At 41.7% G+C, this 14,312-nt stretch carries 15 protein-coding genes; 2 read left to right on the forward strand and 13 right to left on the reverse strand.

Annotation, left to right across the window (positions count from 1 at the left end):
* Positions 1-14: 14 nt before the first annotated feature.
* The 8 genes from purD to BLP50_RS05450 form a co-directional block, all read right to left on the reverse strand.
* Positions 15-1,280: a phosphoribosylamine--glycine ligase gene (purD, locus tag BLP50_RS05415; RefSeq protein ID WP_090152168.1), complete on the reverse strand. Its 1,266-nt coding sequence runs from the start codon at positions 1,278-1,280 to the stop codon at positions 15-17.
* Positions 1,281-1,472: 192 nt separating this feature from the next.
* Positions 1,473-2,096, reverse strand: a complete 624-nt coding sequence (purN, locus tag BLP50_RS05420; RefSeq protein WP_090152171.1) for a phosphoribosylglycinamide formyltransferase — start codon at positions 2,094-2,096, stop codon at positions 1,473-1,475.
* Between the two features lie 105 nt (positions 2,097-2,201).
* Entirely contained in the window at positions 2,202-3,227 is a 1,026-nt protein-coding gene (gene purM / locus BLP50_RS05425; RefSeq protein WP_090152173.1) for a phosphoribosylformylglycinamidine cyclo-ligase, read from the reverse strand.
* Between the two features lie 218 nt (positions 3,228-3,445).
* Positions 3,446-3,949: a 5-(carboxyamino)imidazole ribonucleotide mutase gene (gene purE / locus BLP50_RS05430; protein WP_090152177.1), complete on the reverse strand. Its 504-nt coding sequence runs from the start codon at positions 3,947-3,949 to the stop codon at positions 3,446-3,448.
* Positions 3,950-3,979: 30 nt separating this feature from the next.
* Complete coding sequence (locus tag BLP50_RS05435) at positions 3,980-6,031, reverse strand: aminopeptidase (RefSeq protein ID WP_090152180.1); 2,052 nt, start codon at positions 6,029-6,031, stop codon at positions 3,980-3,982.
* Positions 6,032-6,045: 14 nt separating this feature from the next.
* Positions 6,046-6,378, reverse strand: coding sequence for a hypothetical protein (locus tag BLP50_RS05440; RefSeq protein WP_090152183.1), 333 nt, complete (start codon positions 6,376-6,378; stop codon positions 6,046-6,048).
* Positions 6,378-7,064 (reverse strand): orotate phosphoribosyltransferase, encoded by a 687-nt coding sequence (gene pyrE / locus BLP50_RS05445; protein ID WP_090152186.1) that lies wholly within the window; start codon positions 7,062-7,064, stop codon positions 6,378-6,380. Before pyrE ends, BLP50_RS05440 begins: the two co-directional genes overlap by 1 nt.
* 121 nt (positions 7,065-7,185) lie before the next feature.
* A complete protein-coding gene (locus BLP50_RS05450; protein ID WP_090152188.1) occupies positions 7,186-8,028 on the reverse strand; it encodes a formate/nitrite transporter family protein in 843 nt (280 codons plus the stop codon).
* A gap of 192 nt (positions 8,029-8,220) precedes the next feature.
* Here BLP50_RS05450 and BLP50_RS05455 point away from each other — a divergent pair, with 192 nt between their 5' ends.
* Positions 8,221-8,853 (forward strand): endonuclease III domain-containing protein, encoded by a 633-nt coding sequence (locus tag BLP50_RS05455; protein ID WP_090152191.1) that lies wholly within the window; start codon positions 8,221-8,223, stop codon positions 8,851-8,853.
* Positions 8,854-8,855: 2 nt separating this feature from the next.
* Here the strand turns inward: BLP50_RS05455 and BLP50_RS05460 are convergent, their stop codons facing one another.
* Positions 8,856-9,530 (reverse strand): methyltransferase family protein, encoded by a 675-nt coding sequence (locus BLP50_RS05460; protein ID WP_242869219.1) that lies wholly within the window; start codon positions 9,528-9,530, stop codon positions 8,856-8,858.
* Positions 9,531-10,177: 647 nt separating this feature from the next.
* On the opposite strand from BLP50_RS05460, the gene BLP50_RS14440 reads away from it, so the two are divergent.
* Positions 10,178-11,641 (forward strand): flagellin N-terminal helical domain-containing protein, encoded by a 1,464-nt coding sequence (locus BLP50_RS14440; RefSeq protein ID WP_242869220.1) that lies wholly within the window; start codon positions 10,178-10,180, stop codon positions 11,639-11,641.
* Between the two features lie 85 nt (positions 11,642-11,726).
* On the opposite strand, the gene BLP50_RS05470 is transcribed toward BLP50_RS14440, so the two are convergent.
* The 4 genes from BLP50_RS05470 to BLP50_RS05485 are packed head-to-tail and all read right to left on the reverse strand — an operon-like array spanning position 11,727 to position 14,255.
* On the reverse strand, positions 11,727-11,954 hold the full coding sequence (locus tag BLP50_RS05470) for a purine biosynthesis protein PurH (RefSeq protein ID WP_090152198.1): 228 nt from the start codon (positions 11,952-11,954) through the stop codon (positions 11,727-11,729).
* Between the two features lie 26 nt (positions 11,955-11,980).
* Complete coding sequence (locus BLP50_RS05475; protein WP_090152201.1) at positions 11,981-12,868, reverse strand: DUF362 domain-containing protein; 888 nt, start codon at positions 12,866-12,868, stop codon at positions 11,981-11,983.
* 16 nt (positions 12,869-12,884) lie between these two features.
* Complete coding sequence (locus BLP50_RS05480; RefSeq protein ID WP_090152204.1) at positions 12,885-13,097, reverse strand: hypothetical protein; 213 nt, start codon at positions 13,095-13,097, stop codon at positions 12,885-12,887.
* A 24-nt stretch (positions 13,098-13,121) separates the two neighbouring features.
* The gene (locus tag BLP50_RS05485; RefSeq protein ID WP_090152207.1) at positions 13,122-14,255 is read right to left on the reverse strand and encodes an AI-2E family transporter; all 1,134 of its coding nucleotides are present in this window, start codon (positions 14,253-14,255) and stop codon (positions 13,122-13,124) included.
* Between the last annotated feature and the right edge of the window lie 57 nt (positions 14,256-14,312).

A 14,312-nucleotide genomic window follows, 5' to 3' on the forward strand; every position in this document is an offset into this window, starting at 1 on the left:
CGTATAAATTCTATTTACAAAATAGCATTAGCTATATCGTGTCTCATATACTTGTTTTCAAACTGAATCCACTCTGTTGCCTCGTAAGCCTTAGCGCGAGCCTCTTTTAAATCCTTGCCAAGAGCTGTGATACCAAGAACACGTCCACCATTTGTTACTATCTCACCCTTGTCATTTTTAGCTGTTCCAGCGTGGAAGCAGTAGTAATCCTTGTTATTGAACTTCTCAAAGCCAGTAATAGGGAATCCCTTCTCATAAGAAACAGGATAGCCATCAGATGCTAAAACAACACATACGCATGCCTCATCTGAGAACTTCAAATCAATCTTATCAAGTGTGCCATCGATACAAGCATTAAATACGTCGATGATATCATTCTCAAGACGTGGTAAAACAACCTGTGCCTCTGGATCACCAAATCTTGCATTGTACTCAAGGACCTTTGGACCATCCTCTGTAAGCATAAGACCGAAGAAGATAACACCCTTAAAGTCTCTTCCCTCTGCCTTCATAGCATCAACAGTTGCCTGGAAAATATTCTTCTGGCAGTACTCCTCGATTTCCTTTGTAAAGAATGGAGATGGGGAGAAATTGCCCATTCCACCTGTGTTGAGTCCTGTATCACCATCCCCTGCACGCTTATGATCCTGAGCAGATGACATGATTTTTACTGTGTTACCATCTACAAATGAAAGAACAGATACCTCACGGCCTGTCATAAACTCCTCGATAACCATAGTGTTGCCTGCATCACCAAACTTCTTGTCAGTCATAATCTCTGCAACACCTGCTACAGCCTGCTCATGGTTCTCACAAATAAGAACACCCTTACCAAGAGCAAGACCGTCAGCCTTGAGAACGATTGGATACTTTGCTGTCTCAAGATACTTAAGAGCAGCCTCTGGATCTGTAAAGTTCTCATAACCTGCTGTAGGAATATTATATTTCTTCATCAAATCCTTTGAGAATGCCTTAGAACCCTCGATGATTGCAGCATTCTTTCTAGGACCGAAGCAGCGAAGACCTGCCTCCTCAAACTTATCAACTACACCGCCAACAAGTGGATCATCCATACCGATTACAGTAAGGTCAATCTCCTTTTCCTTGGCAAAAGCTACAAGCTTATCAAACTCCATAGCCTTGATATCTACGCACTCTGCAAGCTCTGCAATACCAGCATTGCCTGGTGCGCAATAAATCTTATCAACCTGTGGGCTACGAGAAACTGCAAGAGCAATTGCATGCTCGCGGCCGCCGCTACCTACTATAAGTACTTTCATAAACTATCCTCCTAGTCCGCCTTATCATAGCTTATAAATATTATCATTCACCACGCTTTCGCTCTTATTCGCTCATTACCCTACATAAGATGCTGCTACGCACCATCTAAGTAGGGATGGCTCATCAAGGGTTCATTGATAATATTTATAATCTATTCCTAAGGCTCATCTAATAATCTACTATTCTATTAACTACTCTTTTATACGTACCTTGCCCGACTCGACGGTTACGCAACCACGAGCGATTAGGTCGATGGCGCGAGGCATGATTTCCCACTCAGCCTGCTCCATTACGCGTCTCTGAAGCACCTCAGGTGTGTCGTCTTCTTTTACCTCAACAGCCTTCTGTAGGATGATTGGGCCTGTGTCTGTGCCTTCATCCACAAAGTGGCATGTTGCACCAGTGACTTTTACACCGCGTGAAAGCACGCCCTCGTGTACCTTCAGCCCATAATATCCTGTACCGCAGAAGCTTGGGATAAGTGATGGGTGAATGTTAATAATTCTATTTCTGTAATTGCGAATCATCTCTGGTGGAATTACCACTAAAAATCCTGCCAATACAACTAAATCAACATTGTATGAATCAAGCTTTTCAAGGAATGCCTTATTGAAAGATTCACGGTCAGCAAAATCCTTTGGTGAAATGCATACACCCTCGATACCAGCTTTTGCTGCACGCTCTAAAGCAAATGCATTTTTATTATTTGAAATTACAACTGCAATCTCAGTATTGTGGATCTCACCGGAATTAATTTTATCAATAATCGCCTGAAGATTAGTGCCGCCTCCAGACACACATACTGCTATTTTCATTCTTACCTCCGCTTCTTACACTAACAATCCTTAGATACTCTCTGTCGGACTATATGTCCTTGCAAAGTGCACTAAGAGTTTGTTAGCTAGAAGCTTATTTAATAATTAAACTAAATCTACACCCTTCTCGCCGTCGATAATCTTACCTACAACATAAGGTGTATCACCAGCAGAGCGCATAGCTTCCATTGTCTTATCAACATCAGCAGGGTCAACTGCAACGATCATACCAAGACCCATGTTGTATGTATTGTACATCATCTGCTCAGAAACATTACCCTTCTTAGCCATGAGCTTGAAGATTGCAGGAATCTCATAAGAATTCTTTTCAACTACAGCACGCTTGCCTTCTGGAAGCATACGAGGAATATTCTCATAGAAACCGCCACCTGTAATATGTGAGCAAGCCTTTACGCGAACGCCTGCATCCTTAACTGCCTTAAGAGCCTTAACGTAGATACGTGTTGGAGCGATAAGAGCCTCTCCAAGAGTTGTACCAAGCTCATCATAATATGTATCAAGACTTTCCTTTGTCATCTCGAAAATCTTACGAACAAGAGAGAAACCATTTGAGTGAACACCTGTTGAAGCCATACCGATTAGCACATCACCATCTTTAAGCTCCTGACCTGTAATGATATCCTTTTTATCTACGATACCAACTGCAAATCCAGCAAGATCGTACTCTTCCTCAGGCATAAGACCTGGATGCTCAGCTGTCTCGCCACCTACAAGGGCACATCCTGACTGCTTACATCCCTCTGCAACACCACTTACGATTGTTGCAATCTTCTCAGGGATATTCTTGCCGCAAGCAATATAGTCAAGGAAGAATAAAGGCTCTCCACCTGCACAAGCTACATCGTTAACGCACATAGCAACAGCATCAATACCGATTGTGTCATGCTTGTCCATTAAGAATGCCAACTTAACCTTTGTTCCGCAGCCATCTGTACCAGATAAGAGTACTGGCTCATCCATGTTCTTAATAGCGCTAAGGTCAAATGCACCTGAAAATCCGCCAAGTCCGCCGAGGACCTCTGGACGCATAGTGCCCTTAACAAATTTCTTCATGAGCTCCACTGACTCATATCCTGCCTCAATATCAACTCCTGAACTCTTGTAATCCATGTTTCTCTCCTTTTTACTGTAACTTTTGTACGCCTGTATGTACTCTTTCTCCCGCTGGTTACGTCTACAAGCCTTAGTGTCTATTCTCTCGGCTAACATGCCTCGTTCATAGACCTAAGAGCTTGATGCCTACCAGCTATCGCTAATATTACTACAGGCTCATATAAAATATATAAATAAAAGGAAACCCTTAATTAACAAGAGTTTCCTTATTTACCCTATAGAAAGGCCTTATATCCCTCATTCTGTAAGCGTGCGTCCTTAGACTCCACCTGTTCCTTTTGGTCTACGATGAAATCATGAAGCTTTGCCGCCAATGCAGCATCAGCCATAGCAAGCATCTTAACCGCGAGAATACCTGCATTTGCGCCACCATTAATAGCCACAGTTGCAACTGGTACACCTGTAGGCATCTGCACAATTGAGTATAATGAATCAACACCACCAAGGTCGCTAGTCTTCATAGGGATTCCAATAACTGGCCCCTCAAAAATAGCAGCACACATACCAGGTAAATGAGCCGCCTTACCAGCGCCTGCAATAATTACCTGCACGCCTCTATCCTTAGCAGTTTTAGCATAGTCTACGAAAATATCTGGCTCACGATGAGCAGAGATAATTCTAATCTCGTAGTCCACTCCAAACTTTTCAAGAATCTCCACAGCCTTTGCCATAATAGGCATATCGCTGTCGCTTCCCATAACAACTGAAACCTTAGCCATCTCATTATCCTCCGTTTATTCTCTCGCTTATTAAGCGTCTAGTACTTCATTGAGCACCTCGGTGCCTGGCACTACGAAGCGGCCCTGCTTGATTACAGGTAGCTCCTGACCATCGGCGGTGATTACTGTGATATCACCGAGCTCATAATAAGGTATTGTAATATCTGTATGGCAATTAAAATATGCCTTAGAAAAATCGGTTTTGCGAAGTAGCGAACATGAATTGTCGCGGGCAATACACTCCTTGCCGTCTGGATTGTACATTGCTACATCCTCGGCATGTGAATAGCAAGTATCACCTACTGCAAAATGTGGACCAGTCTTTTCTGCGATGAGAATTGGAAGCTTGTCAGCGATACCATATTTCTGACCCATGACAAAAGCTCTAGTATTAGTACCAATGGCGAACTCACCAATAGGTAATGTCTCATGCTTGAAAAGCACATTATCAAAAATATATTTTTTATTTTCTTCTTCAGTGTCAAAATTGCTGCATGTATATGAAACAATCTTGCCGTCTTCGAACTTCATCTCAAGATTGCGATAGCCAAGCTCATTAAGATATACCTGTGTAACATGAAGCACTCCATTTGTGCCCTCAAGCTCAGGTGAAGTAAACACCTCACCAACAGGAATATTCACATCAGCAACGCAGTTCTCAAAATTAGTCTGCTTAGAAGGGTCATCCAAATGATGAAGCTTAACAGTGATGTCTGTGTGATTGTCACCGCGGCCTGTCACATGAACTCTGTCGCCCTGGTCTAACACATCGATGATGTGCTGCTGAATATTCTTATAAAGCTCATAATCCATAGTGTTGACAGCAACTGTCTCGTTGAAAATCTCGTTGAAATCCTTGCCGATTTCAGGAATAGGATAAGCAATAATAGTAAAGCTGCGCTCCTCACCCTTAACGTACTGATTAGTAATCTGTCCACTCTGGCTAGCAAAATATACATTTAACTCATCCTGCTTTTCTGTGTACTTTGAATTAGCCTCAAAGTTAGCAGGCTCGAAAGGTACCTCGCCAAATGTCTCAATAACTGCCGGGCCACCAAATACAGCAGCCAAATCCTTGTGTTTCTCATATGTATTCTTGAGAACCTCAAGCATCCTATCTGCAAGACCCTTGTCCCAAATGTAGGCCTTGTCATTCTTATGGTCATACTCGCACTGCTTGTTAGGAACAGTGGAGAAAAGATTTCTGCCTGTAGTGCCACCGTAGCGGACTGTAACTGCAAGACCTGCCTCGTTAAATAGGCGAATAGCCTCGCGAGTCATAAGCTCAAAACCAACTGGGGCATGAACTTCAACAGTCTCCTTCTTGGAAATGTCCTTGCCGGTCACCTCAAATCCCTTGATGTAACCCTCTACATAGGTACGAGCCATAGCAACCACATCCTCATGTGGAAGACTGCGCAAATGAGCCGCAATACCACGCTCATTAGGACCAATGTACGTACCGTAGCGATACATATATCTGTCATCAGATAAATCCGCATTTACGATAATATCTGTATAGAAATCATATTCTGGATCTATCATAGAGATAGTGCTCTCAGAAATGAATATCTGGCAATAGTCGTGCTGGAATGAGTATACTGCACTCTCCACGCCCTCTCTGCGATACTTGTCCTCAGACTCCATCTGGCACTCGCCATAAACCTGAAGGAACAGCTCCATGTAAATAGTAAACAAATCAAGTCTACCAGCAAAAGCTACACGAATGATACTAGTGAGCTTGTAGAATACATGAGAAAGAATACCACCAAGCTCCTGTCCAAGATGCTCCACTGCATATGTAGGGCAAAGGAAGCTATTAGAATAGTGCTCTGCAGAATAAATAGCGAAAATTGAATCTGCATCCTGCTGGCATTCCTCTAAAGATCTATTAGCAAGCTCGCCTGCAATCGCCTTGTTCATAACAGGTACAACAGTCAAAATAAAATCTGCAACCTGGTTGAAAAAGCCCTGAAGATTATCAGGCAAGTCCTTGTCTTCTTTTATTGTAGAGATACGCTCACAAGCAAGCTCGTAGCGCTCGATGATATCATCTGTCTCTTTATAAAATGTGTTGCTCATCTACCAAATTCCTTTTAATTAATCATCCCTAAAACAATAGTAGCAGTCCACACAATCATGGCTAATGTGCTGACACCAAGGCAGATGATTCTGTATTTAAACTCTGTCTTGGTCTTCATCTGACCGATGTTGTAAATGAACGCTCCCAGTGCTATACAAAAGCACAATGTAGCAGAGCCTCCCAACCACTTAGGAGTCTCTCCCGACATGTAAACTGAGCCAGCAATAATGGCTCCATATAAAATTAATGAAAAGACAGAAACGCCAGCGGCATACATAGCCTCAATAGGCAAAGCCTTCAGCTGATTGCCGGATCTGTTGCGTCTGTGTTTGTAAATCTTAGTCATTAATTAACTCCGTACTGCTTGTAATACTCGTCAATACGTGCCTTCATAGCATCGTCGATAACGACCTTGCCCTGACACTCTCTGTTCCAAAGATGCTCAACAACCTCGTCCATTGAAACGATAGCTCCAGTAGCAAATCCATAAGTCTCTGCCACCTCATCAAGAGCTGTCTTAGATTTGTCACCTGAAAGTCCAACTTCCTGACGGTTAAGTGAAACCATAAGTCCCACAATAGTAACATCTCCCTGAGCTCTAACGATAGGAACTGTCTCCTCCATGCTCTTACCAGAAGTAGTAACATCCTCAATCATAACCACTCTGTCACCATCCTGAATCTTGTATCCAAGAAGTGAGCCCATATCTGCGCCGTGGTCCTTTTCCTCTTTACGATTGCTGCAGTACTTAATCTCCTTGCCGTAGAGCTTGTAGAAAGCCTCAGCAGTAATAACAGCAAGAGGAATCCCCTTGTAAGCAGGTCCAAATAAAACATCGAAATCATCGCCATATTTGTCATGAATAGCCTTGGCATAATACTCGCCAAGACGCATGAGCTGGCTACCTGTAACGTATGCTCCTGCATTCATAAAAAAAGGAGACTTCCGCCCGCTCTTCAATGTAAAATCACCGAATTTGAGGACATCAGACTCCACCATAAACTCTATAAATTCTGACTTGTAGTTCTCCATAAAAAATTCTCCTATAGAACAACCAAATTGATTACCAAAACCTCTCCGATTGTAACATAGAAACACTTTCTTTTCAATCAAAACGCCAATGCCAAAATGTTAGAAATTAAACTTAATTTTACTATTTATTGTTGCACTTTTTACAGTGAGCCAAGAAACATGGCAAACCAACAAACACCATTCCACCTAAGATATTTCCGATAGTTACAGGAATCTGGTTGGTAATAAAGCCTGCCAAGCTAAGATTAGACAACTGGTCAGCTGTAATGCCATAGGCCTCAGCAGCCTTAGCAACATAGGCATCGTTGTGAGCTGCGAAAATGCCCATTGGAATATAGAACATATTTGCAACGCAGTGCTCGAATCCGCCAACAACAAAAGCCATGATTGGGAAGAAAATAGCCCAAACCTTGCCGCCAATGTCCTTTGCTGCTGCACCCATTAAAATAGCTGCACAAACTAAAATATTGCAAAGAATACCAGAAGTAATACCCTTGATAGGTGAAATAGTCGCCTTGCCAAGAGCCACCTTGATAGAATACGCACCAAGCAATCCACCTGAATAATCAAGATTTCCAGAAAAATATGTAAGTGCCACAATAATAAGTGCACCGATTAAATTAGAAACCCAGATAATAGCAAGGTCTCTTGCTACCTTGCCCCATGAAAATCTGTGGTCCATAGCACCCATTGAAGTAAGGCAGTTACCTGTAAAAAGCTCGCCTCCAATAAATGTAATAAGCATAAGACCAACTGGGAAAATAGCGCCTGCTACGAAACGAGAAACGCCAACATTTGTAATAGCATGAGCTGCTGTAGAACTAGTCGCTCCACCAAGAGCAATAAATGCTCCAGCCATAATGCCAAGTAAAATCATCTTAGAAAGTGGCAAATTAACTTTTTTCTCTCCGCCACAAATATTTCCTTCAATCACCTCTGCTGGTGAGTTAAATAAGTTATCCATTTTTTGCTCCTTGTTAAAAAATTCACTAACTATTATAGCAAACTCTTTTCTTGTTGAACACCCTGTTTATACAGATGCTTTGCAAGTTTTTTCCTTGAATTATCAGTTAATTAGCATATTGCAAAAACCATTAAAACCCTCTATCCTATTTCTTAATAAATGAAGAAAATCTTTTAAATCACAGGTGATAAAATGCGAAAAAAAGAACTGGCTTTAATAGTAATAGATCGATTAAAAAAGGAATATCCATACAGCGACTGCACTCTGGATTACGACCAGGCATGGAAGCTACTGGTATCGGTACGTCTTGCTGCTCAGTGCACAGACGAGCGTGTCAACCAGATTGTCCCTTCCTTATATGAAAAGTTTCCAACCATAGATGCCCTTGCGGATGCAGAGGTAAGCGATGTTGAGGCTATCGTTCGCCCTTGCGGCCTTGGCAAATCAAAAGCCAAGGACATCGTTGCTTGCATGAGAATGCTCCGAGACGTATACAAAAACCAGGTCCCTGACACCATGGAAGAACTTCTGGCCTTACCAGGCGTAGGGCGCAAATCAGCCAATCTCATCCTTGGTGATGTCTTCGGAAAGCCTGCCATCGTCACTGACACACACGCCATCCGTCTATCCAACCGCATCGGACTTGTAGACAATATAAAAGAGCCAACCAAAGTAGAGATGGCTCTTAGAAAAATCGTCCCTGCAGAAGAAGGCAACGAACTCTGCCACAGACTAGTAGACCATGGCCGTGCTGTCTGCACCGCCCGCACTACACCTCACTGCGACCAGTGCTGCCTTGAGGATGTATGTAAGAAGAATATTTAGTTTCACCACACATGTGGAATCAGCCTGCTTCGCACCTTTCTCATGTATTCTCTATAGCCAGGCAGGCCTTCTGCTAGAACTTTCTCTTCATTCTTGATTCTTAAGACTATTATTGGAATGTATAGTAGCGTTATGACTAGCGAAATTATAGAGCCTAAAACTACTGGCATGGCCAGAAACATAACTAGCGTCACCATGTACATAGGGTGTCTAACTGCCCCGTAGAGTCCTGTATCAACTACCCTCTGATTCCCCTGTATTTCAATGGTTCTCGATAGATATTCATTCTCTCGAAGGACTTCTCCATAGAGTGCATAAGCGATTAAAAATATAATCGCTGCTGCAATACAAATCCAATCTGAAAATACCATCCAATTAAATCTGAAATTCAATCCTGCCAGGATAAAAGCTGCCATGAACATAGTCCCACTGAGGGCCACCACCAGCTTTTGCTCCTTCTGCTCCTCTTTCATATTAAGCCTCTTCTTAAGAAGCTCTGGAGCTTTGTACATAAGTACAAATCCTGCTACAATCATCGGAACAAATAATATCCCAAGAAGCAACCATCCCTGCCAATAGGCCCAGGTCCCTGCCGGTATAAATATCAGTGCTGCCATTATCACTATTCCTGCTAACACTCTAGTTAGCGCTGTGGTCAAAAGCTTTTTATCCATCATTTCCCTCCACCTACAAATTATGCCTAACTCTTTCCTAATTCACCTCTCCATTTTACCACTTCCCCCTTCAATCTCCCAGCAATCAACACTACATCCTACTGCCTATTATCTCTTTTCCATTTTAGGCAGTACGCTTTTTTCAAATCATTACTGCCTAATTTCCATTTTCCCATACAGGCAGTAGCAAAATTCCAAATCACTACTGCCTAATTGCCATTTTCACATATAGGCAGTAGCAAAATTCCAAATCACTACTGCTTAATTTCCATTTTCCCATATAGGCAGTAGCCTTTTTTCAAATCATTACTGCCTAGATTCAATTTTCCCATACAGGCAGTAACCTTTTTCCAAAATCACTACTGCCTAATTTCCATTTTCCAATCCAGACAGTAACCAACTCCAAAATCACTACTGCCTAAACACAATTTCTCAATCTAGGCAGTAACCAACTCCAAAATCGCTACTGCCTAAATCCAAATATCCCCCACAGGCAGTAACCAACTCCAAAATCCCACAACTCAATAGCTTTTTCCTGCCACCTCTAATATCCAATCTCCAACAGCCGATAACTATAGTATCAAGGATGGTGACTACTGAACTATGGATGGTTCATTTTTTGTTGGGTAAATGGATTCTGAGGAATAGTTATGGTAGTTCAGCATAATATCTCGGCTAGCAACGCAAGCCGCATGTTAAACATCACAAATTCTTCAATAGTCAAGACTCAAGAAGAGCTCTCAAGTGGTTATAGAATTAACCGCTCTGCTGATGATGCCGCAGGTCTATCCATTTCCGAAAAAATGCGCAAACAAATCAATGGTCTCGGTAGAGCATCTACAAATATCGAAGATGGTATTTCCCTAGTACAAATTGCTGATGGCGCTTTAACCGAAACTCATGATATGCTCCAGAGAATGAATGAGCTATGCGTTCAAGCTGCAAATGGAACAAATACCGATTCCGACAGAATGGATATTCAGTACGAAATCAATCAGTTGAGAGACGAGATAGATAGAATCGCAAAAACCACATCATTTAACAACAAGATTTTTCCTCTGAATGCAGATACTTACATAAAAGAAATAGGCAGTACCGCTATACAAAAGGTCCCTGCCCAAGTAGGTCTTTGTGATTTTCAGCTTATAAATGACTTTGGTGGAGAAATTACTATAAACGGCGTAAATTACGGTACAAACGATGTAACTATAAAAGATGCCATATATGATAAATATTACAACATAGGTACAGGTAGTATATTTCCTGAGCGAGTATATTTTTCTGGAACCTACACTTTCAAGGATGGTACTGTTGTTGATACTGGCTGGGGCCGATTGATTCAGGGAACAAGTGGTTCAGTTTCTAGCATCTTGCACGATGCCTATCCTAGCTTAAATATTAATGATGTAGCTTCAATTAATTTTTATACACCAGTAGCAAAAAATCTTCATACAAATGATGAAGACTATTTATACTTTGGTAATTATCTGCGCGATGAAAATTCAGATAGTGAATTAGTCAAATTGTTTTTAACATCCAAAGGCCACCTTCATCCACATTATATTGACGGATACCAGAATTCAGCCCCATGGACAGATGGTAATAAATACACCAAATACACCTTCAATGCTGTTGAAGAAAAATTTGATTTAGAATTCCTGAAATACAAACCTGACGAGGAAAAAACTATTACATTTGGCCATATAGATGGAGTGGGCAATGACAGGTTATTTCTCCAGTCAACTAACGAAGCCAATGAAGGCATCACTGTTCAGGGTGTAAACGCTACTGCAAAAGCCCTGGGCGTAGAGAAACTTGATATTACAACAGAAGATACTGCTACAGCTTCCATCGATATAGTGGGCTCCGCAATTATGCGAGTCTCTGAAATGAGAAGTTACTTTGGCGCCATACAAAATAGACTAGAGCATTCTGTAAAAAATGTAGACAACATCGTTGAAAACACAACAGCTGCAGAATCACGCATCAGAGATACAGACATGGCAGCCACAATGGTGGACTTTTCGAAAAATAATATTTTACAGCAGGCAGGACAATCAATGCTTGCCCAGGCAAATACAGATACTCAATCAGTACTTTCTTTATTACAGTAGTATCAAAATCCGGAACAAAAAATCCTGCTAACAAAAAAGTGAAGGGCTATCCCTTCACTTTTTTAACCACTATAGAAACTACTGCCTACATGACGCAGCTGGTGCCGCGGCCTTCCATGTCCTCGCCCTTTACGTATCTGGCGTTGAATTCCATGTTAATGTCGCGAAGCTCCTTTTTGCCGTCGATGTAGTCCTCGTACATCTCTGCAAGGCCTGCCATGCAACCATCGCAGTTGGCCTCGATATTGCCCAGAGATTCCTTGACGATTCTCTCTCGCTCTTCTTTCGTGGTATCTTTGATTAAATAAGACATCTAAAAAACTGCTCCTTCTATAAATCCTACAGCTCAATCAATTCGTACTGGAGGCTACCTACCCCCAGCTTTGCTGCTGTGTCTACGGTGTGCTCACCGTTTCTTGATGTGACACGCTCAAGGAAATGATCACGACCCACATCCTTTGAAGCATAGACTAAATCAAGACATGCTCTGTCGATAGCAACTGGATCTAAGCTGGCTAAAATACCGATGTCCTTGAGACATGGGTCCTCAGCAACTGCACAACAATCGCAGTCTACAGACATGTTGGCCATTACATTTATAAATGCAATGTTTTTACCAAAATGGTCAACTACAGCCGATGCTGCCTCAGCCATGCTCTCAAGAAATGCATTCTGCTCTGGCAAATCTGTCCACACTACATCCTGCTCACTGGCCTTGTCGTATTTGCCAGCTGAGTGGATTTTGACCTTGCCGGCACATGAGGCGCAACCGATTGAAAGCTGCTTAAGTGCTCCGCCGTAGCCACCCATAGGATGACCCTTAAAATGAGAAAGCACTAGCATAGAATCATAGTTAAGGAAATTCTTACCCATGATATCCGTCTTAAGATGGGTACCATTTTTAACGGGTATCTCAATATCAGGTCCCTCAGCATCCATAAGGTCCACATCAAAATAATCATTCCAACCATGCTTTTTCAATAATTTGATATGCTTGTCGGTGTAATTTCTCTCTCCCTCATAGGCTGTGTTGCACTCTACGATAGTGCCATTAACATGCTCTACCATAGGCTTCCAGAAAGCCGGCTTCAGATAGTTTTGATTGCCAGCCTCGCCTGAGTGAACTTTTACAGCTACCTTTCCAGGCAATTTGATTCCCAGCATGTCGTACATTTTAACTACAGCCTCAGCTGTAACATCCTTGATAAAATATACTTTTGATGCCATGGTCCCCTCCTTTATCCTACTTAAATAATCCTCCAGCGATATTCTTGATATCGTTTAAATCTAATTTGCCATCAGATAATGCAGCCTTAACTGCCTTGGCGTCAGACTCATCAACCTTAAGTCCAGCTTTGTCTAAAAGGCCCTTCACCTGCTTTGGGTCAGCTTTCTTAATCTGCTCAACCAAATCCTTGTTGCCTGAAACCTTTGCGATAATGTCCTTTACATCCATGATAAAACCTCCCTTTATATATAATTAATTGTTCCCATCAGCACTGTCCTCAGATGTGCCGCCCTTTTCCAACCAAGGAAGCAGAAAATCTGAGTACAACATATCTAAAATAGCAACAGCTGGAATGCAAAGCAAAATACCAACTATGCCAAACATCTTGCCGCCTACAATTACGCCAATAAGCACCCAAAGTCCAGAGACTCCAACAGAATCGCCTACAAGCTTTGGCTTTAAAATGTATCCATCCACCATCTGTAAAATGAGGGTGAAAATGATAAATACTACAGCATACCATGGCTTAACAAGTAAAAGTAAAAATGCACCAATGGCTCCGCCAATAATAGGGCCAAATGTAGGGATAAGATTCATAACCGCAACCACCATAGACACAAGTCCTATGTATGGAAGTCCCACAATCGCCATGAATATCGCATTTACGATACCTACTACAATAGCATCTAAAATATTGAAAACGATATATCTGCTCAATATGTAATCGCTCTTTTTAATTACATATTTTACATCATCATATTTGTCCTTGCAAAGCGCCTTGAGAAATCTTTTGCCGCCTTTTACAAGTCTGTCCTTCTCTGCAAGAAAGTACATAGAAAGCAAAAATGCAATGAAAATAGTACCAAGAGTCTTACCTAAACTAGCTGTAGCTGACAGCACTGTTGAAATGTTATCTGATAGCAATTTGGTGACTGTATTAATCAAATCTGATGATGAGGTAACAAACTCATTTAAATCAATAATATTGCTTGAAACACCAAATGCCACAAGGGTCTTTTGCAGTCCTGCTGCATAGCCATCTAAATTGCTGGCAAAAAGCTTGATGCTCTCAATCATCTGTGGCACAACAGTAAGTCCAAAAATGACTAGGAAAATGATTACTGTCACAAATGCAAGCATATTGCCAAGGGCTGTCTTTACGCCCTCTTTTTTTAGTTTACCAAACAATTTGTCCCTATATAACTTGCCAAGAGGATTGATTATGTAAGCAATAACCGCCCCTAGAAATACAGTGGAAAAGAATCCTATAAATGTTGCTATGCCATCAAAAATGTTTCCAATTCGAATAAGCACTACAAACAAAATAACACCTATACAAATGGAAACCGCAAGTGAATACCATGGTCTGTCTCTAAATTTTTTCATTATATCCTCCGTCTCCTTTTGACGATTAATCAAGGCTGCCCAAGGAAAAAGCGCCGC

The sequence above is a fragment of the Pseudobutyrivibrio sp. AR14 genome, from assembly GCF_900101325.1.
Taxonomy (GTDB): domain Bacteria; phylum Bacillota; class Clostridia; order Lachnospirales; family Lachnospiraceae; genus Pseudobutyrivibrio.

Coding starts and splice junctions, on each gene's coding strand:
- purD (WP_090152168.1), bottom strand. CDS start 1,280: ATGAAAGTACTTATAGTAGGTAGCGGCGGCCGCGAGCATGCAATTGCT.
- purN (WP_090152171.1), bottom strand. CDS start 2,096: ATGAAAATAGCAGTATGTGTGTCTGGAGGCGGCACTAATCTTCAGGCG.
- purM (WP_090152173.1), bottom strand. CDS start 3,227: ATGGATTACAAGAGTTCAGGAGTTGATATTGAGGCAGGATATGAGTCA.
- purE (WP_090152177.1), bottom strand. CDS start 3,949: ATGGCTAAGGTTTCAGTTGTTATGGGAAGCGACAGCGATATGCCTATT.
- BLP50_RS05435 (WP_090152180.1), bottom strand. CDS start 6,031: ATGAGCAACACATTTTATAAAGAGACAGATGATATCATCGAGCGCTAC.
- BLP50_RS05440 (WP_090152183.1), bottom strand. CDS start 6,378: ATGACTAAGATTTACAAACACAGACGCAACAGATCCGGCAATCAGCTG.
- pyrE (WP_090152186.1), bottom strand. CDS start 7,064: ATGGAGAACTACAAGTCAGAATTTATAGAGTTTATGGTGGAGTCTGAT.
- BLP50_RS05450 (WP_090152188.1), bottom strand. CDS start 8,028: ATGGATAACTTATTTAACTCACCAGCAGAGGTGATTGAAGGAAATATT.
- BLP50_RS05455 (WP_090152191.1), top strand. CDS start 8,221: ATGCGAAAAAAAGAACTGGCTTTAATAGTAATAGATCGATTAAAAAAG.
- BLP50_RS05460 (WP_242869219.1), bottom strand. CDS start 9,530: ATGATGGATAAAAAGCTTTTGACCACAGCGCTAACTAGAGTGTTAGCA.
- BLP50_RS14440 (WP_242869220.1), top strand. CDS start 10,178: ATGGTAGTTCAGCATAATATCTCGGCTAGCAACGCAAGCCGCATGTTA.
- BLP50_RS05470 (WP_090152198.1), bottom strand. CDS start 11,954: ATGTCTTATTTAATCAAAGATACCACGAAAGAAGAGCGAGAGAGAATC.
- BLP50_RS05475 (WP_090152201.1), bottom strand. CDS start 12,868: ATGGCATCAAAAGTATATTTTATCAAGGATGTTACAGCTGAGGCTGTA.
- BLP50_RS05480 (WP_090152204.1), bottom strand. CDS start 13,097: ATGGATGTAAAGGACATTATCGCAAAGGTTTCAGGCAACAAGGATTTG.
- BLP50_RS05485 (WP_090152207.1), bottom strand. CDS start 14,255: ATGAAAAAATTTAGAGACAGACCATGGTATTCACTTGCGGTTTCCATT.